The 21486-nt window shown below is 63.1% G+C and carries 21 protein-coding genes and 4 pseudogenes; 13 read left to right on the top strand and 12 right to left on the bottom strand.

The window, feature by feature from the left end; all coding sequences use genetic code 11:
- Nucleotide 1: 1 nt before the first annotated feature.
- From C4Q27_RS26415 to C4Q27_RS26440, 6 genes are all read right to left on the bottom strand, one after another.
- The gene (locus tag C4Q27_RS26415) at nucleotides 2-952 is read right to left on the bottom strand and encodes an ABC transporter permease (RefSeq protein WP_010954106.1); all 951 of its coding nucleotides are present in this window, start codon (nucleotides 950-952) and stop codon (nucleotides 2-4) included.
- Nucleotides 949-2568, bottom strand: a complete 1620-nt coding sequence (locus C4Q27_RS26420; RefSeq protein ID WP_064492011.1) for an ABC transporter substrate-binding protein — start codon at nucleotides 2566-2568, stop codon at nucleotides 949-951. Before C4Q27_RS26420 ends, C4Q27_RS26415 begins: the two co-directional genes overlap by 4 nt.
- Nucleotides 2569-2642: 74 nt before the next feature.
- Nucleotides 2643-3437, bottom strand: coding sequence for a class II aldolase/adducin family protein (locus C4Q27_RS26425; protein WP_064492012.1), 795 nt, complete (start codon nucleotides 3435-3437; stop codon nucleotides 2643-2645).
- Between the two features lie 15 nt (nucleotides 3438-3452).
- Nucleotides 3453-4397 carry a D-isomer specific 2-hydroxyacid dehydrogenase family protein gene (locus C4Q27_RS26430; RefSeq protein WP_064492013.1) on the bottom strand — a complete coding sequence of 315 codons (945 nt, stop codon included), beginning with the start codon at nucleotides 4395-4397 and terminating at the stop codon, nucleotides 3453-3455.
- Nucleotides 4394-5527 carry an acyl-CoA dehydrogenase family protein gene (locus tag C4Q27_RS26435; protein WP_064492014.1) on the bottom strand — a complete coding sequence of 378 codons (1134 nt, stop codon included), beginning with the start codon at nucleotides 5525-5527 and terminating at the stop codon, nucleotides 4394-4396. Before C4Q27_RS26435 ends, C4Q27_RS26430 begins: the two co-directional genes overlap by 4 nt.
- Nucleotides 5528-5721: 194 nt before the next feature.
- On the bottom strand, nucleotides 5722-6612 hold the full coding sequence (locus C4Q27_RS26440; protein ID WP_020190852.1) for a LysR family transcriptional regulator: 891 nt from the start codon (nucleotides 6610-6612) through the stop codon (nucleotides 5722-5724).
- A gap of 201 nt (nucleotides 6613-6813) precedes the next feature.
- Between C4Q27_RS26440 and C4Q27_RS26445 the strand changes: the two genes are divergently transcribed.
- The 4 genes from C4Q27_RS26445 (at nucleotide 6814) to C4Q27_RS26460 (ending at nucleotide 10427) form a co-directional block, all read left to right on the top strand.
- The gene (locus tag C4Q27_RS26445) at nucleotides 6814-7779 is read left to right on the top strand and encodes an ABC transporter substrate-binding protein (RefSeq protein WP_064492015.1); all 966 of its coding nucleotides are present in this window, start codon (nucleotides 6814-6816) and stop codon (nucleotides 7777-7779) included.
- Nucleotides 7780-7795: 16 nt separating this feature from the next.
- On the top strand, nucleotides 7796-8752 hold the full coding sequence (locus C4Q27_RS26450; protein ID WP_064492016.1) for an aliphatic sulfonate ABC transporter substrate-binding protein: 957 nt from the start codon (nucleotides 7796-7798) through the stop codon (nucleotides 8750-8752).
- 318 nt (nucleotides 8753-9070) lie between these two features.
- On the top strand, nucleotides 9071-9763 hold the full coding sequence (locus C4Q27_RS26455) for a phosphoribosyltransferase (protein ID WP_020190849.1): 693 nt from the start codon (nucleotides 9071-9073) through the stop codon (nucleotides 9761-9763).
- A 28-nt stretch (nucleotides 9764-9791) separates the two neighbouring features.
- Nucleotides 9792-10427, top strand: a complete 636-nt coding sequence (locus C4Q27_RS26460; RefSeq protein ID WP_020415618.1) for a dienelactone hydrolase family protein — start codon at nucleotides 9792-9794, stop codon at nucleotides 10425-10427.
- A 17-nt stretch (nucleotides 10428-10444) separates the two neighbouring features.
- On the opposite strand, the gene C4Q27_RS26465 is transcribed toward C4Q27_RS26460, so the two are convergent.
- Both C4Q27_RS26465 and C4Q27_RS26470 read right to left on the bottom strand, forming a co-directional pair.
- Complete coding sequence (locus C4Q27_RS26465; protein WP_104887636.1) at nucleotides 10445-11812, bottom strand: erythromycin esterase family protein; 1368 nt, start codon at nucleotides 11810-11812, stop codon at nucleotides 10445-10447.
- 59 nt (nucleotides 11813-11871) lie between these two features.
- On the bottom strand, nucleotides 11872-12441 hold the full coding sequence (locus C4Q27_RS26470) for a GNAT family N-acetyltransferase (RefSeq protein WP_010954116.1): 570 nt from the start codon (nucleotides 12439-12441) through the stop codon (nucleotides 11872-11874).
- Between the two features lie 224 nt (nucleotides 12442-12665).
- On the opposite strand from C4Q27_RS26470, the gene fnrB reads away from it, so the two are divergent.
- The gene (fnrB, locus tag C4Q27_RS26475; protein ID WP_104887637.1) at nucleotides 12666-13397 is read left to right on the top strand and encodes a Crp/Fnr family transcriptional regulator FnrB; all 732 of its coding nucleotides are present in this window, start codon (nucleotides 12666-12668) and stop codon (nucleotides 13395-13397) included.
- Here fnrB and C4Q27_RS30105 read toward each other — a convergent pair.
- A pseudogene (locus tag C4Q27_RS30105) lies at nucleotides 13366-14090 on the bottom strand (hypothetical protein). The gene fnrB and the pseudogene C4Q27_RS30105 sit on opposite strands and share 32 nt — an antisense overlap.
- Before the next feature lie 198 nt (nucleotides 14091-14288).
- On the opposite strand from C4Q27_RS30105, the gene C4Q27_RS26485 reads away from it, so the two are divergent.
- The 5 genes and pseudogenes from C4Q27_RS26485 to C4Q27_RS26505 all read left to right on the top strand — a co-directional run bounded on the left by C4Q27_RS26485 (nucleotide 14289) and on the right by C4Q27_RS26505 (nucleotide 17078).
- Nucleotides 14289-14849: an Hsp20/alpha crystallin family protein gene (locus C4Q27_RS26485; protein WP_049587895.1), complete on the top strand. Its 561-nt coding sequence runs from the start codon at nucleotides 14289-14291 to the stop codon at nucleotides 14847-14849.
- Between the two features lie 58 nt (nucleotides 14850-14907).
- A complete protein-coding gene (locus tag C4Q27_RS26490; protein WP_033730612.1) occupies nucleotides 14908-15372 on the top strand; it encodes a CBS domain-containing protein in 465 nt (154 codons plus the stop codon).
- Between the two features lie 42 nt (nucleotides 15373-15414).
- Nucleotides 15415-15660 (top strand): annotated as a pseudogene (locus C4Q27_RS26495) (phosphoketolase); the annotation flags it as partial.
- 115 nt (nucleotides 15661-15775) lie between these two features.
- Nucleotides 15776-16027: pseudogene (locus C4Q27_RS29885) on the top strand (outer membrane lipoprotein OprI).
- Nucleotides 16028-16187: 160 nt separating this feature from the next.
- Nucleotides 16188-17078 carry a universal stress protein gene (locus C4Q27_RS26505; RefSeq protein ID WP_064492024.1) on the top strand — a complete coding sequence of 297 codons (891 nt, stop codon included), beginning with the start codon at nucleotides 16188-16190 and terminating at the stop codon, nucleotides 17076-17078.
- Nucleotides 17079-17244: 166 nt separating this feature from the next.
- Here the strand turns inward: C4Q27_RS26505 and C4Q27_RS26510 are convergent.
- Nucleotides 17245-17472, bottom strand: a pseudogene (locus tag C4Q27_RS26510) (phosphoribosyltransferase); the annotation flags it as partial.
- A gap of 231 nt (nucleotides 17473-17703) precedes the next feature.
- Here C4Q27_RS26510 and C4Q27_RS26515 point away from each other — a divergent pair.
- The gene (locus C4Q27_RS26515; protein WP_064492025.1) at nucleotides 17704-18690 is read left to right on the top strand and encodes a DNA-binding protein; all 987 of its coding nucleotides are present in this window, start codon (nucleotides 17704-17706) and stop codon (nucleotides 18688-18690) included.
- Between the two features lie 55 nt (nucleotides 18691-18745).
- Nucleotides 18746-18910 (top strand): DUF6021 family protein, encoded by a 165-nt coding sequence (locus tag C4Q27_RS29890; RefSeq protein ID WP_010954124.1) that lies wholly within the window; start codon nucleotides 18746-18748, stop codon nucleotides 18908-18910.
- A 91-nt stretch (nucleotides 18911-19001) separates the two neighbouring features.
- Here C4Q27_RS29890 and C4Q27_RS26520 read toward each other — a convergent pair whose 3' ends face one another.
- Nucleotides 19002-19253 (bottom strand): hypothetical protein, encoded by a 252-nt coding sequence (locus C4Q27_RS26520; protein WP_004374436.1) that lies wholly within the window; start codon nucleotides 19251-19253, stop codon nucleotides 19002-19004.
- 8 nt (nucleotides 19254-19261) lie between these two features.
- Nucleotides 19262-19762 carry a DUF4142 domain-containing protein gene (locus C4Q27_RS26525; protein ID WP_104887638.1) on the bottom strand — a complete coding sequence of 167 codons (501 nt, stop codon included), beginning with the start codon at nucleotides 19760-19762 and terminating at the stop codon, nucleotides 19262-19264.
- A 152-nt stretch (nucleotides 19763-19914) separates the two neighbouring features.
- On the opposite strand from C4Q27_RS26525, the gene C4Q27_RS26530 reads away from it, so the two are divergent.
- Nucleotides 19915-21483 (top strand): sensor domain-containing diguanylate cyclase, encoded by a 1569-nt coding sequence (locus C4Q27_RS26530; protein ID WP_064492026.1) that lies wholly within the window; start codon nucleotides 19915-19917, stop codon nucleotides 21481-21483.
- Nucleotides 21484-21486 lie beyond the last annotated feature (3 nt).

Below are 21486 nucleotides of genomic sequence, written 5' to 3' on the forward strand. Positions count from 1 at the left end.
CTCAGTTCACCTTCGCGGTGTGGGTGATGCGCGGGTCGAGGTAGGGATAGAACAGATCGACGAGCAGGTTCACCACCACGAAGGCCGCAGCCGACGCCCCGACGATCGCCAGCACCACGGGTATGTCCTGGCGCAGCACGGCCTCCTGGGCCAGACGGCCGACGCCGTTGCGCGAGAAGATGGTTTCCACCAATACAGCCCCGGACACGGTATTGCCGACTTGCAGGCCGACCAGCGTCAATAGCGGCAGCGCTGCGTTGCGCAGGCCATGGCGTGCCTGAACCTGGGCCCGGCTAAGGCCCTTGGCGAAGGCGGTGGTGATGTACGGCTCCTGCCACACCCCCTGAAAGCCGCGTTGCAGCACCTGGGCGTACACCGCAGCGCTGGGGATCGCCAGGGTGATGGCCGGCAGCACCAGGCTGGCCAGGCCTTGACTGCCCGTGGCCGGAAACCAGCCCAACGCGAAAGCGAACACCTGGATCAGCAGCAGGCCCATCCAGAACACCGGCACCGAGAAGCCCAGCGAGGGCAGGCGCGCCAGTGCAGTCTTCAGTGGACGCCATTGCAGGTAGGCGGTCAGACAGGCAAGGCCGACACCCGCCAACAGCGACAGGGCAATGGCGGCACCGGCCAGGGCCAGGGTCTGCGGCAGGCGCTCGGCCAACAGTGCCGTGACCGGTCGGCCCAGCGACAGCGATTGGCCAAGGTCGCCGTGCAGGGCCCGCCACAGCAGGTCGAAATACTGCTCGAACAAGCCTTTGTCCAGCCCATAGTAAGTGCGTGCTTTGGCCAGGTCCTCGGGCGACAGGCCGTCGGCTTCCATGCCGGAGGCGCTCAGCATGATCGCCAAGGTGTCGCCGGGCAGCAGGTAGAGGATGAAGTAGGTGATGGTATAAGCCCCCCACAACACCAGCAGGGCCTGGCCGACGCGGCCGATCAGGTAGCGTCTCATGGCTGGCCGACCTGGATGTCACTGAGCAGGGCGAAGCCTTCGGCGGTCCAGTGGAAGTGCTTGACCCGCGGCGCGGTGGCGGCCTGCCAGACGCGCTCGTACAGCGGGAACGCCGACGCTTCGTCGACCAGCAGGTCCTGCAGTTGGCCGTAGGCCTGGGCCCGTTGCGTGTCGGCAGTGGCGGTGATACCGCTGTCGAACAGCGCCTGAGCTTTGGCCAGGGTGTCGGGCTCGTAGGTGTTGGTGGCGAGCGTGGCGCTGTTGGCGGCGCGCGGGTCGAGGATGGTCTGCAGGATGATCGGGTCGGCGCGGGTCATGTAGGTGGAGGTGAGGTCGTAGGCGCCTGTCGAGTTGCCGGTCACCCATTCGGCGCGGGTCAGTACGTTCAGCTTGAGGTCGATGCCCACTTTGCGCAGTTGGTCCTGTACCAGCACGTCACCGGCGCTTTCGGCGGGTGTGAGGTTGTAGCGCAGCGTCAGGCGCTGGCCGTTCTTGTGCCGGTAGCCGTCGTCGCCTTTGTGCCAGCCAGCGGCGTCGAGCAGTTGCTCGGCGCCTTTGGGGTCGTAGGCGAGCTTGTCGGTTTGGGCTTTGAAGAACGGTGTGGTGACGTCGTATACGCCACTCACCACCGGGAACGCAGTGTTGTAGACGGTGTGCGCGTAGCTGGTGCGGTCGATGGCCTTCTGCAGCGCCAGGCGCACTTGGCGGTCACCGAGCAGGCGGTCGTTGCGGGTGTTGGGGTAGAGGTTCAGCGCCGGGCCTGGCAGCGAACGGCTCTGGATGGTCGCGCCCTTGGACTGAAACAGCTTCAGGTCGACTTCCGAGAACGGGTTGCGTGGCCACAGGATGTCGACCTTGCCTTGCAGGAACAGGCCGTTGCGCACACTCTCTTCGGGGATGTAGCTGATGTCCACGGCATCCAGGTACGCCGCGCCCTGGTTGCGCACATTGGCCGAGGGCCAGGCGTAATCGGCACGCTTGAGCAGGCGTGCGCCGACCTCCGGGGTGTAGTGATCGAGGGTGAATGGCCCGGTACCGATGATCTTGCCCAGCGAGCGTTGCTGCGCGCTCAACCGGTACGAGGCCGGGGCGAGAATGGCCAGGTTGGTGGTGGACGTGGCCTGAAGGAAACCCGCGTTGGGTTTTGCCAGGACCAGGCGCACGGTGAAGTCGTCGATCACCTCGGCGTGGTCGTAGCCGGCCAGGTAGGTGGCACCGAAGGTGGCCGGCAACTGGCTGGCGAACGCTTTGTTGCTGTCGAAGGCAGTTTTCACGGCGTGAGCATCGAAGCGTTCGCCGTTGCTGAAGGTGACGTCCTCGCGCAGGTGGAAGGTATAGCTCAGGGCATCGGCACCGACCTCCCAGGTTTTCGCCAGCCACGGGATGATGCGACCGGTCTGCGGGTCTTGGTCAGTGAGCGACTCGACGACGTTGCGCAGCAGCACGCGGTGTTCGAGCCAGTAGACCTGAAAGGGGTCGACGCTGACCAGCGTGGTGTTGTCACCCCAGAAGGCGATGTTGAGGGTCTTGCTGGTTGAGGTGTTGTCGGCCGGCGAGCAAGCGGTGAGGCCCAGGGCCAGGGTGCCGATCGCGAGCAGTTGGTGCAGTGGGGGCATGGGATGGATCCTTCAATGAATGGGGCTCTCCTGTTCCGGCCGGTTCGCCGGAACAGGCAAAAGGTGCCTTGGAGTCAGTCCTGGTAGTCGAGGCCCTCGCGATCCAACTGCCGAATCAGCGCATCCCAATGCCGTTGGATACCTTCCCCCTGGCCATCGGAAAACCGCTTGGACTGCTCATGCACCTTGGCAATCGCCGCCTTTGACGCATGTAACAGTTGGTCGTTGCCCCCGGCCTGGGCGGCGACCTGGATGTTGCAGGCCCGCTCCAGCCCGTGCAGCTCACGGAACGCGTGTTCCACGCTGACACCTCCGGTCAGCAGCCCGTGGTTGCGCAAAATAAGAATGTTGCTGTCGCCCAGATTGGCCACCAGCCGTGCTTGCTCGTCCAGGTCCAGGGCGACGCCTTCGTAGTCGTGGTAAACCACGCGGCTGTAGTAGGCCAAGGCGTGCTGGGAGATCGGCAGCAACCCGTCGCGCTGGGCGGACACCGCCGCGCCGTCGCGAGTATGGGTGTGCAGCACAGCCTTGAGATCAGGCCGTGCGCGGTGGATGGCGCTGTGAATGACATACCCGGCCTGATTGATGCCCAGCCCCAGCGGGTCGTCGATGATCGCGCCGTCGACGTCGACCTTGACCAGGTTGGAGGCGGTAATTTCGTCGAACAGCAGGCCGAAGGCGTTTATCAGAAAATGCTCATGCGGCCCCGGCACGCGGACCGAGAAGTGCGTGTAGATGTGGTCGGTCCAGCGCAGCAGCGCAGCCAGACGGTAAGCGGCGGCCAGCTTGACCCGCACCTCCCACTCTTCGGCGCTGACCCGGTCGCGTACGTTGCAGTTGCTGGTGGTGAAGGCAGACAGTGAACTCATGGGGCTCTCCGGTAATCAGTAGCCGCGCGCCGTGTCGACCAGGTTGGCCAGGGGCGCCTGCTCGCGGTAGCGGTGGAAGTTGGCGATGAAGGCATCGAGAAAGGCCGGGTAACCGTCCTCGGAAATGGCCGAGGTGTGCGGTGACAGGAACACCCGTGGGTGGTGGTACAACGGGTGGCCTGCCGGCAGTGGCTCGGGTTCGGTGACATCCAGGCTGGCCCGGCCGATCAAGCCGCTGTCCAGGGCGTCGAGCAGGGCCTGTTGGTCGAGCAAGCCGCCGCGGGCAATGTTGATCAGGTGCAGGCCGGGGCGGGCATAGGCCAGGACCTGGCGGTCGATCAGGCCACGGGTGGCCGCAGTGAGCGGGGCGGCCAGCACCAGATGGTCGCTGCCGGCGAACAGCTGTCGCAGGTCGGCCACAGGTTCTACGCCAGGGATGTCTGCGATGCCCTGGCCGGGGCGGCTCAGGGCCAGAACCCGAAGCCCCAGGGCCACGGCCTTGCGCGCCAGGCTCTGGCCGATACTGCCGAAGCCGAGGATGCCCAGGGTGCGACCACGCAAGGGGGCCAGCGGGGTCAGGCGCCAGTCGGCGTCCTTGACCCACAGACCGGGCAGTTGCTTGGCGGCGGCGAACACCAAAGCCAGGGCAAACTCGGCCACTTGTTCGGCGTTGGCGCCTTTGCCGCTGGTTACCGTTGCCCCCTGGAACACCCAGTCGGGGTAGAAGTCGATGCCCGAAGACACCAGTTGCACCCACTTCAGGCCCCAGGGCCACCCGGGTGGCGGGGTGCCTACGCGTCGCCCACGCACATTGATCGGGCGCAGGATTAACACATCGGCGGGGGCTTCGACAGCCAGCTGGTCGGGTGAGATATCAATGACTTCATGGCCTGGCAAGTGTTCGCGCAGGTGCTGGTTGGCCTGGTCGTCGAGCTGGCTGGCGATGATCGAGTGGTTCATGCCTGTACCTCCGTCAGCGCGGCACGGCCGACCTGGCCGAACACCACATCGTCCTGTGGGGTGTGGATCCGGCTGCAAAGTACATCGCGGTAGTGGCGCTCCAGCGGGTTGCGCCGCGACAGCCCGGGATTGCCGGCGGCCTCGATGGCCAGTTCCACGGCCTGGATGGCGTTGGCGCTGACCAGATGCTTGAGCTGCCCGGCATGCTGGGGTGAGATGTGCCCGGCGGCGGCACCGTCGAGCAGGCTCTGGTTGGCGAACAGCAGGGTGTCGATGCGGCCCAGTACATGCTGGAAGCGTGGCAGGCTGGCCAGCGGCGCTCCCAGGTTGGAAGGTGTGCGCTGCTTGAGAAAGCCCGCCAGCCAGTCGCGCGCGGCGCGGGCCACGCCGTCGTATACGGCCGGCAGTAACACCGCCATCCACAGTAGGCTCTCGCCGTCGAGTTCGGCCTTCGGGGCACTGGCGGGGCTGACGCTGACGGCGTGGTCGAGGGGAATCAGCACATCGTCGAAGCGCACTTCGTGGCTGCAAGTGGCGCGCATGCCCAAGTGGTCCCAGTCATCGATGATCGTGATGCCAGGCGTGTCGCGGTGCACAAGGAAGCCGCCGACCAACGGGTCGGTGTCGTCGCTGCGGCCCCACACCAGGTACCAGGTCAGGCCGTGGCTGCCGGTGGAGTAGATCTTTCGCCCGTTCAAGCGCCAGCCTTCGGCCGTGCGTCGCGCCACGGTGGCGGGCAGGCCACCACGGGCCGGAGTTCCCAGTTCAGGTTCGACGCGCAGGGCGTTGATCAGCGCGCCGTGCCGCACGGCATCATAAGCCACGCGCTGGCGCAGAGGCTCGGGCCAGCGCGCTTCGTCCTGCAGGCGAAAATGCTGCAGGTATTGCATCACCAGGATCAGCGCGGTGGCCGGGTCACCCTTGCCGACCGCGCCGATCACCCGGCGGGCGCTGGCAAGGTCCGCGCCGCCTCCGCCGAAGGCACGGGGTACGGTGAGGGCGAGCAGCCCGTGGCGGTGCAGCAAGTGGAAGTTGTCCTGGGGGAACTGGGCGCTGCGGTCGTAGCGCTCGGCGTTTGCCGCGAGGGCCAGCGTCAGCTCGGCGAGAGCGCTGTCGGACGGTTGACTCATGAGGCTCATCCCTGAATGACGGTGCGTTGCCTAAGACCGTATTCGTATGGATGAAGGCTGTAAAAGGCTTTTTAGTTCTATGCTAATTATCAGTTTTAATAATTTAGACTTTTGTTTGTTATGCGTAATTTGCATTTATTGCTTGGGCTGCGTTGCAGCCCTTTCGCCACGCAAGGCCCCACAGGCCAGTGAGCTCAACCCAACAACCGATGTCCCGCGACCTCACCAAAAAGCTCCACCGGCTCCTGTAAATTACCCAGGTAGCGCGGATGGAACAGCCACAGATCCACCTGCGGCTTGAAATCGCTGATATTCAGTACATCCAGCGCACTGCGGTGCCGGCTGGACTGCAGCAGCGGCTCGGGAACCAGTCCCAGGCCCTGGCCGTTGGCGACCAGCCCCAGTTGCAACTCGGTGCCGAAGGTTTCGAGGTTGATCGACAGGCTCAGCCCTTGCTCACTCAGTGCCCGTTGCAGCCCGGCGCGGAAGCCACAGCCATCCGGGTTCAGCACCCAGCCGCGGGTGTAGCAGTCCTTGAGCTTGTAGCTGCGCTTGCCGGCGCTGCCCTTGGCCGTGACCACCCTCAGCGGCATGCGCGCGATCGACTGGCTGGCGATCCCTTCGGGGAAAATCTTGCCAGGCGGGAACAGGGCCGCGGCAGCGTCCAGTTCACCGTTTTCCATGCGCGCGATCAGGCTGCTACCCCAGCCGCTGGTGACCTGGGTGCGCAGTTGGGGGTAGGCCTCACGGATCTGTGCCAGGGCGTCGAGCAGCACAACGTCGCCCAATGTCTGCGGCACACCCAGGCGCAAGGTGCCCGACGGCGCGCCGTCGTTGGCTACCAGTTCACGCAGCGAGTCTATCTCGCGCAGGATCGCCTTGCACTGCTCATAGACCCGCAAGCCCATGGGGGTGGGCTTGAGCGGCTTGGTGTTGCGGTCGAGGAGGGTGGCGCCGAGGTCTTCCTCGAAATTCTGCACCCGGCGGGTGATGGCCGGCTGCGTCAGTTGCAGGGCCTCGGCGGCAAGGTTGGTGGACTGGCAACGAATGACGGCGACGAAGGCGTCCATATCATCGATTTTCATAATCGGCGCTCTCTGGGTCGAACGGGAAAAAATCAGGCATCAGCATCATCGCACTGGAGGGTAGTGCCATCGGGACGATTCTAGAAGATAAAAACGCATATTAGGTTATTCCTAAAATCAATTTAATTTATTTAAAAGATCTCGCTAGAGTCGCTTGACCCGGGCCGCACGATGCTGCCCGCCAAGACACCGAGGAGCATCATGTCCATCCGAACGAAGCTGCTGACCGTTGCCGTTGCCCTGCTGCTGGCCGGTCATGCCGGCGCCAGCGAGCGCCTGACCCTGCGCATCGGCGACCAGAAGGGTAACATGCGCGCCCAGCTGGAGGCCGCCGACGCCCTGCGCGACCTGCCCTACGACATCCGCTGGGCCGAGTTCCCTGCCGCCGCGCCGCTGGCCGAGGCGCTCAACGCTGGGGCGATCGATGCCGGCATCATCGGCGATGCGCCACTGCTGTTCGTGCTGGCCTCCGGAGCACCGGTCAAGGCCATCGCAGTGGACAAGTCCGACCCTTATGGCACGGCGTTGCTGGTGCGGCCGGAGGCGCCGCTGCGCAGTGCGGCCGAACTCAAGGGCAAGCGCATCGCGACCGGGCGAGGGTCGATCGGGCACCACCTGGCGCTCAAGGCGCTGGCCCAGGCAGGGCTGACCGAGAAGGATGTGGAGTTCCGTTTCCTTGGGCCGGTGGATGCCAAGATCGCCCTGGCCAACGGCTCGGTGGATGCCTGGTCGACCTGGGAGCCTTACACAGCGCTGGCCGAGTTGAGTGGGCAAGGCCGTGTGTTGGTCAACGGTCGTGGCCTGTCCACCGGCAACAGTTTCCTTGCCGCCACCGACAAGGCGTTGGAGGAGCCTGGGCGTCGTGCAGCGCTGCAGGACTATCTCAACCGCCTGGCCGCAGCGCAGGTGTGGGCCAACCAACACCTGGATACCTACTCGAAAACCTTGGCCGCGATCATTGGCTTCCCGGTAGAGGCGGCCCGCCTGCAATTCGAGCGTCGGCAGCTGCGCTGGCAGGTGATCGACACGCAAACCGTGACCGAGCAGCAGGACACCGCCGACTTCTACCACACCCACGGCCTGATGACCGAGCGCCTCGATGTGGCCCCGACCTTTGCCACCGGCTTCACCCTTCCCGCCGCCGCCAAGCTTGCAGCGCAACCCTGACCTCGGAGACGTATTCATGACCTTTAAACCCCTGCGCCAGCTGGGCCTGGCGCTGCTCGCCAGCGCCTTGCTGCCAAGCCTTGCCAGCGCCGAGCAGACCCTGCGCATCGGTTACCAGAAATCCTCGACCCTGCTGACCCTGCTGAAGGCCAGGGGCACTCTCGAACAGCGCCTGCAGGCCGAGGGCATTCGCGTGACCTGGCACGAGTTTCCCAGTGGTCTGCCGCTGCTGGAGGCCCTGAACCTTGGCAATGTCGACCTCTCGGCGGACGTTGCCGACACCGTGCCGGTGTTCACTCAGGCGGCAGGCGCCAAGTTGACCTATTTCGCCCGGGAAGCCCCTTCGCCGACCGCCCAGGCGATCCTGGTGCCGGCGGATTCACCGCTCAAGACCCTGGCCGACCTCAAAGACAAGCGTGTGGCGGTGACCAAAGCCGCTGGCAGCCACTATCTGTTGATCCAGGCCCTGGCCAAGGCTGGGCTGACCTTCAAGGACATCACGCCGGCGTACCTGATCCCCGCCGACGGCCGCGCTGCCTTCGAGAACCACAAGGTCGATGCCTGGGTGACCTGGGACCCTTACGTGGCCAGCGCCCAGCGTCAGCAGAACGCAAGGATCCTGGCCGACGGCAGCGAACTGGCCAGTTACCAGCGCTATTACCTCGCCGGCAGCGATTATGCCAAGGCGCATCCTGAGGTATTGCAGCAGGTGTACCTGGCATTGCGTGAAGCCGGTGCCTGGACCAAGGCCAACCCCGAGGCCGCTGCCCGGATCCTTGGCCCGCTGTGGGGTAATCTGGACAGCGCCACGGTGCAGCAGGCCAACGCCCGGCGCAGTTACGATGTGCAGCCGGTGAAGCTGAACAACCTGACCGAGCAGCAACGGATTGCCGACGCGTTCTATCGCGAGGGGTTGTTACCCAAGGCGGTGGATACCAGCGCGGTGGACGTGTATCAGCCGCCTGGCAACTAAAATCTGGGTGCTCACATGCGATAAGCGGTTTTCTGATCTGCATCAAATGCCGATGCGGGTGTGCGCGGATTATCGACTGCATCGCACCCCAGCGGCCTTTCTGAAGCGCAATGGGGTGTTCCGCCTGGCCTGTTCGAAACGCCCATGCAGGAAGTGAGCGGCCCGAGGGCGCTGCCCCCCCCCTTGCAGATGAGCAGCGTTGCCTCGCGCAGTTCGACCTGTTGCCCGAGGAGGGGCGTGCAGTCACGGCTTGAAGCAACCAACGGCCCCCATCGGAAACCGCAGTGACAGGCGCCTGTAGCGGCGCGGGAGGTGTTCATGTCCCATGACCTTGCGTTGCCAACCTTGTTTGCCGACCGTACCCAGGCAGGACGATGCCTGGTCGAGCCACTGGCCCGCTACGCTGGCAGGCCCGACGTGATCGTGCTCGCACTGCCGCGTGGTGGCGTTCCGGTGGCCTACGAAGTCGCGACCGCCCTCAACGTCCGCCTGGACCTGCTGGTGGTGCGTAAGCTCGGCATGCCGTTTCACCCCGAGTTCGCCATGGGGGCGATAGCCAGCGGCGGAGTCACTTTCCTCAATGACGACACGCTACGGGCCTATCCGGTAGAACCCGCGTTGTTCGACGCCGTGGTTGCCAGGGAAACCGAGGAGCTGGCCCGGCGCGAACGGGGCTACCGGGGAGGGCGGCCACCCCTGCAACTCAAGGATCAGGTGGTGATTCTCATCGATGACGGCCTGGCGACCGGCGCCACGATGCGGGCGGCTATTCAGGCCGCGCGAGCCCAATCACCGGCGCGGATCGTGGTCGCCGTCCCGGTCGCACCGCCAGAAACGCTCGAAGCGCTGTACGGTGAAGTGGATGAGCTGGTATGCCCGCTGGTGCCTGAGCGGATGGTTTCGGTTGGCTATTGGTATCAGGACTTCCCGCAGACATCAGACGAGGAAGTGATGACGCTCATGGGGCAGGCCGATCAGCAAGCGCTTTGCCGGAGGGCGCCCCATGACTGAGCACAGGGTTGAAGTTCGCACACAGACGATGAAGCTGGCAGGCGTTGAACTCGTGGCGGACGTGCGTGAGCCGGCCAACGCCTGCGCCTTGGTCATCTTTGCCCATGGCAGCGGCAGCGGACGTCTGAGCGCCCGCAATCAATACGTAGCAGACGCTCTCGCGGCACGTGGCCTGGGGTCACTACTCTTCGACCTGCTGACCGAGGCTGAGCAACGTCTGGATAACGAGACCGGAGAATTGCGCTTTGACATTGCCTTGCTGGCCAAGCGCTTGATCGATGTTGTCGATTGGGTTGCAAACGATGCGCAACTGCGCAAGTTGCGCATCGGCTTGTTCGGTGCAAGCACGGGGGCCGCTGCGGCCCTGTGGGCGGCTGCGCAGCGTCCCGAACGGGTGGCGGCGGTGGTGAGCAGAGGCGGCAGAACAGACCTGGCTGGGCCGATGCTGGACCGTGTGCAGGCGCCAACCTTGCACATCGTAGGTAGCCAGGACGCCCTGGTCCTTGAGCTCAATCGTCAGGTGGACCGCTTGCTGAGCTGTGAGCGGCATCTTGAAGTGGTGCCAGGCGCTACGCATCTTTTCGAAGAGCCTGGCACCTTGGCGAAGGCCGCGGCGCTCGCCGGTGACTGGTTCGTGAAGTACCTGCAGCGCATATCCGTCTGATGGGGCTTAGCCGAGGCTCATACACCAAATGGATAGGTTTCGTCCTCTGGCTCAAGATGCTGTTGTTTCGGCAAGGGCAGGGCAGTCACCGGCCGGGTCTGCTCGAACCAGAGCAGCGCATCGAACTGCTCGGCCAGCACCGCCTCGAAGTAATGGCTCAGCCGTTCACTCTCTGGGCGATAGATGACGCCGATGGCGCGTTCGAGTAGCACCGTGGACAACACATGGCGCAGCTCCTTGCGCTGTGGGTCGCGCCAGTCGCTCAGGCAGGCTGGCACGCCTGCGAGGCGGAACTGATGCTCCCAGCTGTCGCTGCGCGAAGGTCGGATTTCCTTGATCTGCATGTCGCCGTCCCAGTCATCGGCGGCGGCCACCTGGCCGCGGTCGGTGGCCATGCCGATCAACACCGCGTCGTGCCCGAAAGCGCTGCGGCAGAGCTGGCCGATGTTGAACTGGCCTTTCCAGCCCATTTCCGTGGCTGCGGCATTGCCGATATGGGAGTTGTGAGCCCAGACCACCGCCTTGGCGTGGGGGCCACGGTGTTCCAGCAGCGCGCGCAAGGTATCGAACATGTGCCGGTCGCGCAGGTTCCAGGACGCCGTCGAACCTCGGTAAATGGCGCGGTAGTACTGCTCTGCGGCGATGATTACACGGGCATTCTGCGTGGCGTTGAAAAAAGCTTCATCATTGCGGACAAGCCCTGACAATTGCTCGGCGAGCATGGCATTCAGTTGCTGGATCACCGGTTGCTCGCATGGCATGACGCCACTGTGCTCGACAAAGTGCCCGTACAGCGCGGGGTCGTCCTGCCAAGGCGTCAGGCAACCGTAGCGGCGACGGGCTTCATGGGCCAGATGCGGATCGACCCGGTCCAGATACGCCAGGACTTCATGGATGGAATTGCGCAGGCTGTAGACATCCAGGCCGCGGAATTCCACGCGGTGGTCGGTGGGCAGCAGGCGGTTGTGCCCGTGCAGCCATTGGGCGAAGGCTTTGACTTCGCTATTGCGCCACATCCAGGTTGGAAAACGGCTGAAAATATGGCGTTTCCACGCCGAGTGCGCCAAGCCTCGGACGTACTGATCGACATGCCCGCCATCCGGCCAGTCGGCCTCGACGGCGACGATGTTGAAGCCATGCTGTTCGATCAGGCGCCGGGTGATCGCCGCTCGGGCGCGATAGAACTCGCTGCTGCCGTGGCTTGCCTCGCCCAGCAGGATGACGCGCGCGTCAGCGTAGCGGTCGAACAGCGCTGCGAATGCCGGCGTATCCAGGTTCGGCAAAGGTTCGGCGTACTGATGAAGCACCGGGGCAATATCGGCAGTGTCGACCTGATACTGCTTGCCGTAGAGTTTTTCCATCAATTTCTTCGAAGGGCCGTTCATGGGGAGCCTCCCGTAATCGGGCCGCCGCGCATTGACCCGTCAGTGCGACGGCCCAGGGTTCAGATCAGGGAGAGCCGGTGGATGACCTGGCTGGGATCATCCGGGTCAGCGGCGGTGGTGAACCCCGCCGCTTTGGCCAGCTCGCGCATCGCTTGGTTGGCTGCTGCGTCGACCGAATACATCTGCCGCAAGCCCTTGGCGCGGGCATGGTCGATCAGGTGCTTGAGCAGCAGGCGACCCAAGCCATGATGCTGCCAGCTATCCATGACGGTAACGGCGCATTCGCACTCGTCCTTTCCGCTGGCGGTGGCGTAGCGGGAAATGCCCACTTCCTGCAATTCGCCATCGACGTGGGCGAGGGCGACGTAGGCCGCCTGGCGATCCTGGTCGACCTTCATCAGTTGGTCGAGCATGGCCTCACCGGGCTCCCTGAGCTGGCACAGGAAGCGGAAATGCCGCGATTCGGGCGACAGCCGTTCGATGAAGGCTTTTTCGCGTTCTCGGTCCTGGGCTTGCAAGGGCCTGATCAACACGTGAACGCCGTTTTCAAGGGCTTCGATCCAGTGTTCACCGGAAGGCTTGGGAAACGAAGGCGTTGTATGTACTCGGGAAGTTTCGGCGGGTGCCATGGCAATGTCCTCTGTGTCGAATGAACAAGGAAGTTCAGTTTCGGCAGCGGACCTTGCCCTGACTTGACAGTTGTCAAATGCTTCCCACATGACCTGTCGAGCCGATAGAAAAAGCGGGTATAGCCGGGGGTAGCGTCCGACCCTTGGTCGGACAGACCGCTAACGTTTAGTGGAGCCGCTAACTTCAAAAGATACCCGCCTGCAAGAAAAGCAGAGGCATCGTCATGTCAGGCCCTGCGGAAATGGGAGCAAAGCTCCATGTCAAGTGCCTTGCGTGCTCGTTGAGCCGGCTTTGCCTGCCCGCCAGCCTCAGTACCGACGAAGTGGACAAGCTGGAGCGAATTGTCCGCCGTAACCGCCCATTGAAGCGGGGTGAGTACCTGTTCAAGGCCAATGAACCCATGGAGCACGTGTTTGCCTTGCGCTCTGGGGCGATCAAGAATTTTCTGCTCGATGCCGAGGGCACCGAGCGGGTGACCGGCTTCCTCCTGCCGGGTGAAATGCTCGGGCTGGACGCTATTGGTGCCAGTCATTACCGAAGCTTTGCCGTTGCCCTGGAACTCTCGCTGGTCTGCTCCATCAGGCTGGATCAGCTGGTGGACCTGTCCGGCCAGATTCCGGGGTTGCGTTATCAGTTGCTGCACATGCTCAGCCTGGGGATCCAGGGCAAGGACGAGCACCTGCGCTGCTGCCATGGGCGTGCCGAGCAGCGGCTGGCGATCTTCCTGCTGGGCATGTCGGCGCGTTACCTGGCGCGGGGGTTGCGGGAGGATGTGTTCAACCTGCCCATGTCCCGTGGTGATATCGCCAACTACCTGGACCTTACGCTGGAAACGGTCAGCCGACTGTTCAGCCGCTTCGTCCATGCAGGTCTCGTGCTGTGCGCCGGGCGTGAGGTCAGGCTCATCGACATGCAAGGCCTGGTCAACCTGACCCGCCTGGAGGAGCCCACTTGAGCGCGGCAAGCACCCGGTCATAGCGTTGCACAGGCCAGCTTTCGGCGGAGTGCCCCCCCAGGTCGGACGTGCCACATGATCCGTGCGGATCCAGATGCGCTGCGGTGCTACGCCTGTTTGCCAGCACAGCTGGGCTACCTGGCGCGCCACCTGTGACGGTGCGCAGCAGTACACCGTGTCCGGGTGAAAGGTGATCAGCAAGCGCCTGGTTTGCCACCAGCCACTGCTGCTGTCACGCGGCAGTAGCGACAGCCAGGTTCGACAATCGTCTGGCAGCAGTTCAGCCGCAATGCCGTCATGTGACAGCTGCAATTGTATCCAGGGCAGCCAACAGCGAACCTCATCCAGCGCACCCAGCAAGGGCAGCAGGCCATCGGCGCGACTGATGGCCAGCAACCTTGTACTTTGCAGGGGCAACGGCCAAGCGCTGCCAAGCGGCCCGGAATAGTCGAACAGTTCCCCCGCCCGTCCCAAGGGCTGCGCACTCTGGGTGCTGACGATAAATTGCCCGGCCACGCCAGGCAGGGTCACGTAACTGCATGGCCAGCACTCGGTTCGACCGCTGAGCACGCAGTACTGGCCAGCCATTGCCTCGCTGCATGGCTGCCTGCAAAGGGCCAGGCGCACGAATTGCTGGATGCCCAGGCCGGGCAATGTCTGGAGCAAGCGGACGCTGGCACCCTCCCGGTCCATGACTGCCTCGCACGGTAATGATGACTTGCTGTAATCAGCCTAGACCGTGGCCAATCCGGCACTTTGACCAGGATCAAACCAGCGGGCGGCAGGGACTTCACCTTGTTGATAAAGATCAAATGGGGTGCTGCCCCACGGCGCATGATCGAGGCGTCTCCCCGGGAGGCATTACTCATTCACTCATTCGAGGAGGGCGCCATGTCAGACGTTGCCAAGAAAGTGCCTGTTACCCCCGTCGCCAGCCAGCCAACCGAAGGTTCGCCACCCAGCGTCGAACCTTCAGAGCTGTGGCGGCCCTTCCAGCAATTGCGCCGCCAGATCGACAGCCTGTTCGAGGATTTTGGACGGCGGCCGATGCGCATGCCGTTCAGCCACACACCGTTCGATGTCGAACCGTTCTGGCGGCGTGACCTGTTCACCCACGGCATGCCGGCCATGGACATCAGCGAGCTGGCCGAGGAATACCGCATCAGCGCCGAGTTGCCTGGCGTGGATGCCAAGGATATCGAGATCAAGCTCGTCAATGGCAACCTGTTGATCCGGGGCGAGAAAAAGGAGGAAGTGGACGAAAAACGCAAGGAATATCACCTGTCCGAGCGCCATTACGGCAGCTTCGAACGGGTTTTCCAGCTGCCCCGTGGGGTCGACGCCGAGAAAATCGACGCCCAGTTCGACAAGGGGGTGCTGCTGGTGCACCTGCCCAAACGTGCTGAAGCCATCCATCCGGAAAAGGTGATTCCGATCAAAAGCGGTAAATGATCACCCACCCTCACTGCATCGAGGAGCAAGGAGGCTCCGCCCGTGTAGGTAGAACATGATGTCCATTGGCAAATACTGCAACCGGGACGTGGTCACCGCACCACCCGGTATCTCCATCTATGCCGCGGCGCGCATGATGAATCAGTACCATGTCGGCGATCTTGTGCTGGCCGAACATGTCGACGGCGAGCGTTGTCGGCCCATCGGCCTGATCACCGATCGCGACCTGGCGTTGCGGATCATTGCGCGCAACCCACCGGATCAGGAGGACCTGCAGGCGGTCGATGTACTGCCCCGGCCTCTGATCACCGCGAACCAGAACGAGGACCTGTTCGATGTCATCCTCAATATGCGGCGCGCCAATATCCGACGTATTCCGGTAGTCGATGATTTCGGCCTGCTGGTCGGCATTGCCACGGCGGACGACCTGGTGGGCCTGCTGTCGGACCACCTGCACGAACTGTCACTGCTGATCCGTCAACAGAGCCGGCGGGAGGAAGATCTGCGCGGCGAAGACCTTTGAGCGCCCGCGTGCGCGATGACGAAAGGAGGCTGGCATGCTTATCAGATGGAGTGGCAGTGGCTCGATAGCGAAGCGGCCACTCTGCATTGTCAATCAGGTATCGGGCGCTGGGGCTGGGCCTGCCATGATGACGAGATGCCCAAGATGGTGCTTGCCTGCGCGGGCGATGTGCCGACACTGGAGGTACTGGCGGCGGTTACACTGCTGCAAGAGCAGGCTCCAGACGTGCGTGTGAGGGTGGTGAATGTCGTTGACCTCTTGGCGCTGCAACAGTCGCAACAGCATCCCCGATTGATAAAGGTCAAACCCGGTGAAAAGGCCGCTCGCGGTTGACAAATGTCAGGCTGCAGCGCACGCCGCCAGCGATACTCAGCGTGTCCTGGGCATGCAAGAGGGTACGGACATGCGACGTTATGTGCTTTGCGGGTGGGCAAGCCTGTTGCTGGTTAGCGCGTCAGGCTGCACGGCGTAGCGCGCCGAGGAATACGATGCGCGCCTGGAGTCGGCGGAGAACAACGCCGCCACCGCAAGGTTGCGCGCCGATCAAGTGTGTTACCGCATCGATCTGGTCGAGCAGACCGCCAACGAGGCCCTAAGGCGGGCAACCCAGGCTCAGGACGAGGTGCGGCAACTGCGCCAACAGGCCAGACATTGAGCCACGCTGCAGGCGTTCGCACGCTTGATAAAAATCAAGCGCCAAGGGCGGAATGAACTGGATGCTTGCAGCAGCAGTCAATCACTGCCCGCCGAAAGCCCCCTCTCGATGCAACCCGAGCGACCTGAGTGATCAGGCCGGCCCACCGTTGGAGGTAATCATGAGCCACTATCAACGCCTGTTGCTGATCATGCGCCCAATGCTGCACCAGGCGGTCGCTCTGGAGCAGGCCGGTGCACTGGCCCGATCAGCATCGGCCAGCTTGCACATTGTCGCCTTGCTCGAAGCACTGGACAAACTCTGGCTACTGGAGTCCGGTAAGCACCAAACGGAGCGGGAGGCTTACCGGCACACTCAGCAGCAACAGCTGGAAACCCAGGCGAACGCGCTGCGTGCCTCCGGCGTGCAGGTGACGACCGAGGTGGCGTGGAGCAATGACCTGCAGGATGACATCCTGGAGCACGTCATGGAGATGCAACCGGACCTGCTGCTCAAGCAGGTCGAGCATGAGCCCGCGCTCAAGCGCGCCTTCTTCACCCCGCTTGACTGGAAACTGTTGCGCCACTGCCCGGTCCCGGTCTACCTGCTCGGGGCCAACCGGCCGACGTTGCCGCGTCAGGTCGTGGCGGCGGTGGACGTGGCCGACACCTCGGAAGAGGGGCAAGCCCGAAATGACAGCATCGTCCAGCAGGCCAGTGCCTTGGCCTTGCAGACAGGGGCGCAACTGGACCTGCTGCACGCCTGCGATCTGTCGATGGCCTACATGGGCGACATGGGCTATGCCGCCTGGGCCATCGGTGACATTGCCGAGCCCATGCGCCAAGCGCTGGAAGATGATTTCAGGAAACTGGCCGAACGCTTCGGCGCACCACCGGAACGCTGCCACTTCGTGCTCGGCCGCCCGGTCCCGGTGCTCAGCGAATACGTCGAATCACAGCCGGTGGACGTACTGGTCATGGGGCGACCAATTGCACGGGGGCTGGACCGTCTGTTCGGCAGTACCACCGAGCATGTGTTGTACCAGGTGCCTTGCAATATTCTGGTGGTGTAGGGCTGTGCGGCTAACGACGACTGCAAGAACGACGAACAGTTGGCGACGGGTAGTCAGTGGCTCAGTACCACCCGGTGCAAGGTAGCGCCTGGAGGCCTTGATTCTCAATCCTGACGAGAAGGCCCCGCACCCGGCCGTTGAATCAGGCGGTATCGCCTGTTCGGCCGTGGCGCATGACCTTGATCGGGTAGAGCGGCAATGGCGCAGCACCGTTCAGTGCTTGCAGGTGCAGTTGCAGGCGCTGCGCCAGCGGCTCACCACGCCGCTGAATGCCTACCAGCGCGACTTCAGACGTAGGCAAGCAGGCCATGGCCTGGCGGGCCATCGAGCGCAGCACACAGTCCAGATCGTCTTCGTCATACAGGCGAACCCTCGATGGAGCGGGGCGATTCATGGTGTTTTTCCTTTATTGGATATCACTCTGTTCGGGAGCCTACCCGGGCACCTTGAGGTGGGCTTGATAAAAGCCAAGTGATCGAATCGAAAACAAGCCCGTTTTGTGCATCACATGCGATAAGCCGTGATTATTCCACCTGAGGAAATGTTTGCAGGAGGGGTTTGCTATCGCCATAATTGGTACGTAATTACATGTTACATAACACAGTACAAAATCGTAGGAGCAAGCATGGCCCGTGGCGGTATCAACAAGGTGGTAGTGCAGCAGGCGCGTCAGGCACTGATCGCCCGGGGTGAGAACCCCAGCATCGATGCCATACGTATCGAGTTGGGCAACACCGGCTCCAAAACCACGATTCACCGCTACCTGAAGGAACTGAACGGCCAGCAGCCGGTGGCGTCCGAAGGCGGGGTCGCGCTGAGCGATGTGCTGAGCCGCCTGGTCGGGCAACTGGCAACGCAGCTGCAGGACGAGGCCGACCTGAAGATCGAGCAGGCCGAGAGCACGTTCACTCAACAGCGCGAGCAGCTTGAGGCGCAGCTGGAAATTGCCCGGAAGGCACTGGCCGCAGCGCATCAGCAACACAAGATCGATGCAGCGGCATTGGCCGCGGAATCCGAAAAACTGCTGTCCACGCAAAGCACGCTGCAGGCCGAACAGCTGCGCAGTGCCAGCCTCAACCAGTCGCTGGGTGAGTTGCAGGTGCGCCTGGCTGACAAGGACGAGCAGGTCAAGTCGCTGGAGGACAAGCACCGCCATGCCCGCGACGCCTTGGAGCACTACCGCAATGCCAGCCGTGAACAGCGCGAGCAGGAACAGCGCCGCCACGAAGCGCAGTTGCAGCAGATGCAGGTGGAATTACGTCAGTTGCAGCAGGGCATGATCGTCAAGCAGGACGAACTTACCCGTTTGCACCGTGACAATGAGCGCCTGCTGGGAGAGCATCGTCAGGCGGCCAGCGAATGCCGGGCGCAGGATGAGTTGCTGGAACAACGCGATGCGCAGATCCAGGGCCTGCGCACCATCCTGGCCCAGGCACAAGGCGCCAGCGAAGAGATGCGTCGGCAGCTGGATGTGCAAGCCCAGAGCCTTGAAGCCAGGCGCGACGTGTGCGCCGAGCAGGCGCGGCAGTTGCAGTGGCTTGAGGAGCAGTTGAAGGCGCGTGATGAGGCGCTGGCGCAGTGTCGGGCGCAATTGGCCTCGGTTGCAGATTAATCAAACTTTTCCTGGCGGGTGGTTTCTTCCTTAGACACTCACCGGAGACAACGCCATGCCTGGATCTCAACCGCCACACAAAGAGGGGCCTCACTCGGCCGAGCAGGCCGATAAAAAGGCAGACCTTGGTTTCGACCCCGACTCCCCGGATGCCGAAGACCCTCAAGTCGACCCACAGGGGCCGGCCAAGCCGCCTAGAGACATTGAGAAAAAGGAGTAAACCACGGCCTTGATTACTGGTCTCGTCGCCGGCAAGCCATGTGCGATCCCTTGGGAACCAGCTTGCCGGCGACGGTCACCACAGACGACTGTCAGCCTTCAGCGCGCCTGGCGGCCTCTACGCCCGCCGCCGACAGCTTGATCGGGTAGTGCACGCTGATCTGGTGATCACTGCTTACCGCCACGCTACCGTCGTGAATCAAACCGGCTTCCTGCAACGTCTTGAGCATGCCGGCCACCGCCTTTTCACCGCGGTAGTTGTCCAGCACTTCCTTGCCTAGGCCTTCGGGGTGGGCATGCAGCAGGCGGGTAAGTACTTCGGTCTTCAATGCATCGTTACTCATGTGCGGCCTCACTTGCCGTGCTTGGACTGAAGGGCTTTGGCCTGTTCCAGGTGCTGTTCGAGTTTGGGCAGCGTTTCGCTGGCAAAGGCCTTCAGCTCGGCCTTGTCGGACGATGCGGCCTCTTTCTTGAATAGCTCCACCGCTTTTTCGTGAGCGTCGACCTGGTTGTTGAGGTACGACTTGTCGAAGGACTCATCGCGCCACTCCAGGATCACTTTCTTGATCTTGTCGGTCATCGCGGCCTCATCCGGAACCGAAATGTCCAGTTCGCGGGCAATGTCGCCGAGTTTCTGGTTGGCCTGGGTGTGGTCGGTGACCATTTGCTGGGCGAATGACTTGATCTCGGCGTTCTGGCTTTTCTCCTGAGCCAGCTTGCCGGTCACCACTTCGGCAATGCCGGCCTCGGTGGCTGCATCGACGAAATCATCGGAAGTCGCGGCCATTGCGTGCACCGATGCCAGGCCCAACACCATGGAAAAACCAACGCGTCTGATGAAGAGACTATTCATGCTTCACTCCTTTAAACCGTGGCGCGACCTCAATGTCGCGTACGGTTGAGGGTGAAGGCGGGGCAAAGGTTTAATCTTTTTTGCCGCCGGTTCCGACCGTGCGACGCTGAACTATAGTGAAGACGGCGAACGCCGTAGGGCCAGGGATTCCAATGTGCGCAGCCAGGAAACAGGATGACGATGGGCTTTTCGCCATAAGTGGCGAGGGCCGCGCCGTGGCGCTGTTCCGCCTGGTACTGGCATTCATGCTGGTGGTGATGCTGGCATTTGTACTGGTGGAAGGTTGGCGCATCTGGCGCGACTACCGCTTTGCCTATAACAATGCCGAGAACATGGTCAGCAACCTGGCCCGGGCTACGGCGCAGCACGCCGAGGACGCTATCCGCCAGGTCGACGCCATTACCGCAGCCTTGGCCGAGCGCCTGGAAGGCGATGGTTTCGATCACATCGACCGGCCCCGCCTGCATGCCTTGCTGGCCCAGCAAAAACGCATCATGCCGCAGTTGCACGGGCTTTTCGTTTACGGCCCGGACGGCAGCTGGATCGTCACGGATCAGGCGGCCATCCCGCCCAAGGCCAATAACGCCGACCGGGACTACTTCGCCTATCACCGCAGCCATACCGACCCTGGTGTACATATCGGTTCGGTGGTGCGCAGCCGTTCCACCGGCGACCTGATCATTCCTATTTCCAGGCGCCTGGAGCATGCCGACGGCAGCTTCGCCGGCGTATTGCTCGGCACCATCAAAGTGGCGTGGTTCGTGCGTTACTACGGCGACTTCAAGATCGACGAACGCGGCGCGCTGGTGCTGGCCAAGCGCGACGGCACCCTCCTGGTACGGCGCCCGTTCGTGGAACAGGTGATAGGCCGAAGTCTTGCCAACAGTGAGATCTTCCGCAACCACTTGCCGTATGCCACAGAAGGGGTAGCCGAGGCGGTAGCGGTCGTCGACGGTACCCCTCGGCTGTATGGCTACCGCGCGTTGTCCAGCTACCCGTTGGTCGTGGAGGCGGGGCTGTCGCGTGAATCCATAGTCGCGCCCTGGCGGTACGATGCAATCAAGTCGGTGGCGGTCTTGCTGCTGTTGTTGGTGGGGCTGGCAGCGTTTGGCGGTGTGGTGCTGCGCCAACTGCGCGAGCGGATCGTGATCGAGCGGGCGCTGCTCCAGGCTCACCAGACGCTGAAAGCGTTGGCCTTGACCGACAGCCTTACAGGGCTGGGTAACCGTCGGCGGCTGGATGGCGTGTTCGAACCTGAACTGCGCCGTGCACGGCGCCAAGGCTATCCCCTGGCACTGGTGATGCTGGACCTGGACTACTTCAAGGCCTACAACGACCACTACGGTCACCCGGCTGGCGACCAGTGCCTGCGACGCTTTGCCGAGGTGCTGCAACAGGCCTTGAAACGGCCGGCCGATCTGGCGGTGCGCTATGGTGGGGAGGAATTCACGCTGTTGCTGCCCGATACCGATGGCCGTGGCGCGGAACTGCTGGTGCAGGAGTTACAGCAGCTGTTGCGCCGTCAGGCGCTGGAACATGCCGCCAGCCCATTGGGAAGGGTGTCGTTCAGTGCCGGGATCGCGGTGGTCGACCTGGCGCGGGAGGGGGGTACTGCCGAGGCGCTGGTCGCGGCGGCTGATGGGGCGTTGTACCAGGCCAAACAGCAGGGGCGAGATGGGTATTGCGTGGCCGGTAGTGTGGCGGCAGGGCAGAATTGCTGACCT

The sequence above is a fragment of the Pseudomonas sp. SWI36 genome (assembly GCF_002948105.1).
Lineage (GTDB): Bacteria > Pseudomonadota > Gammaproteobacteria > Pseudomonadales > Pseudomonadaceae > Aquipseudomonas > Aquipseudomonas alloputida.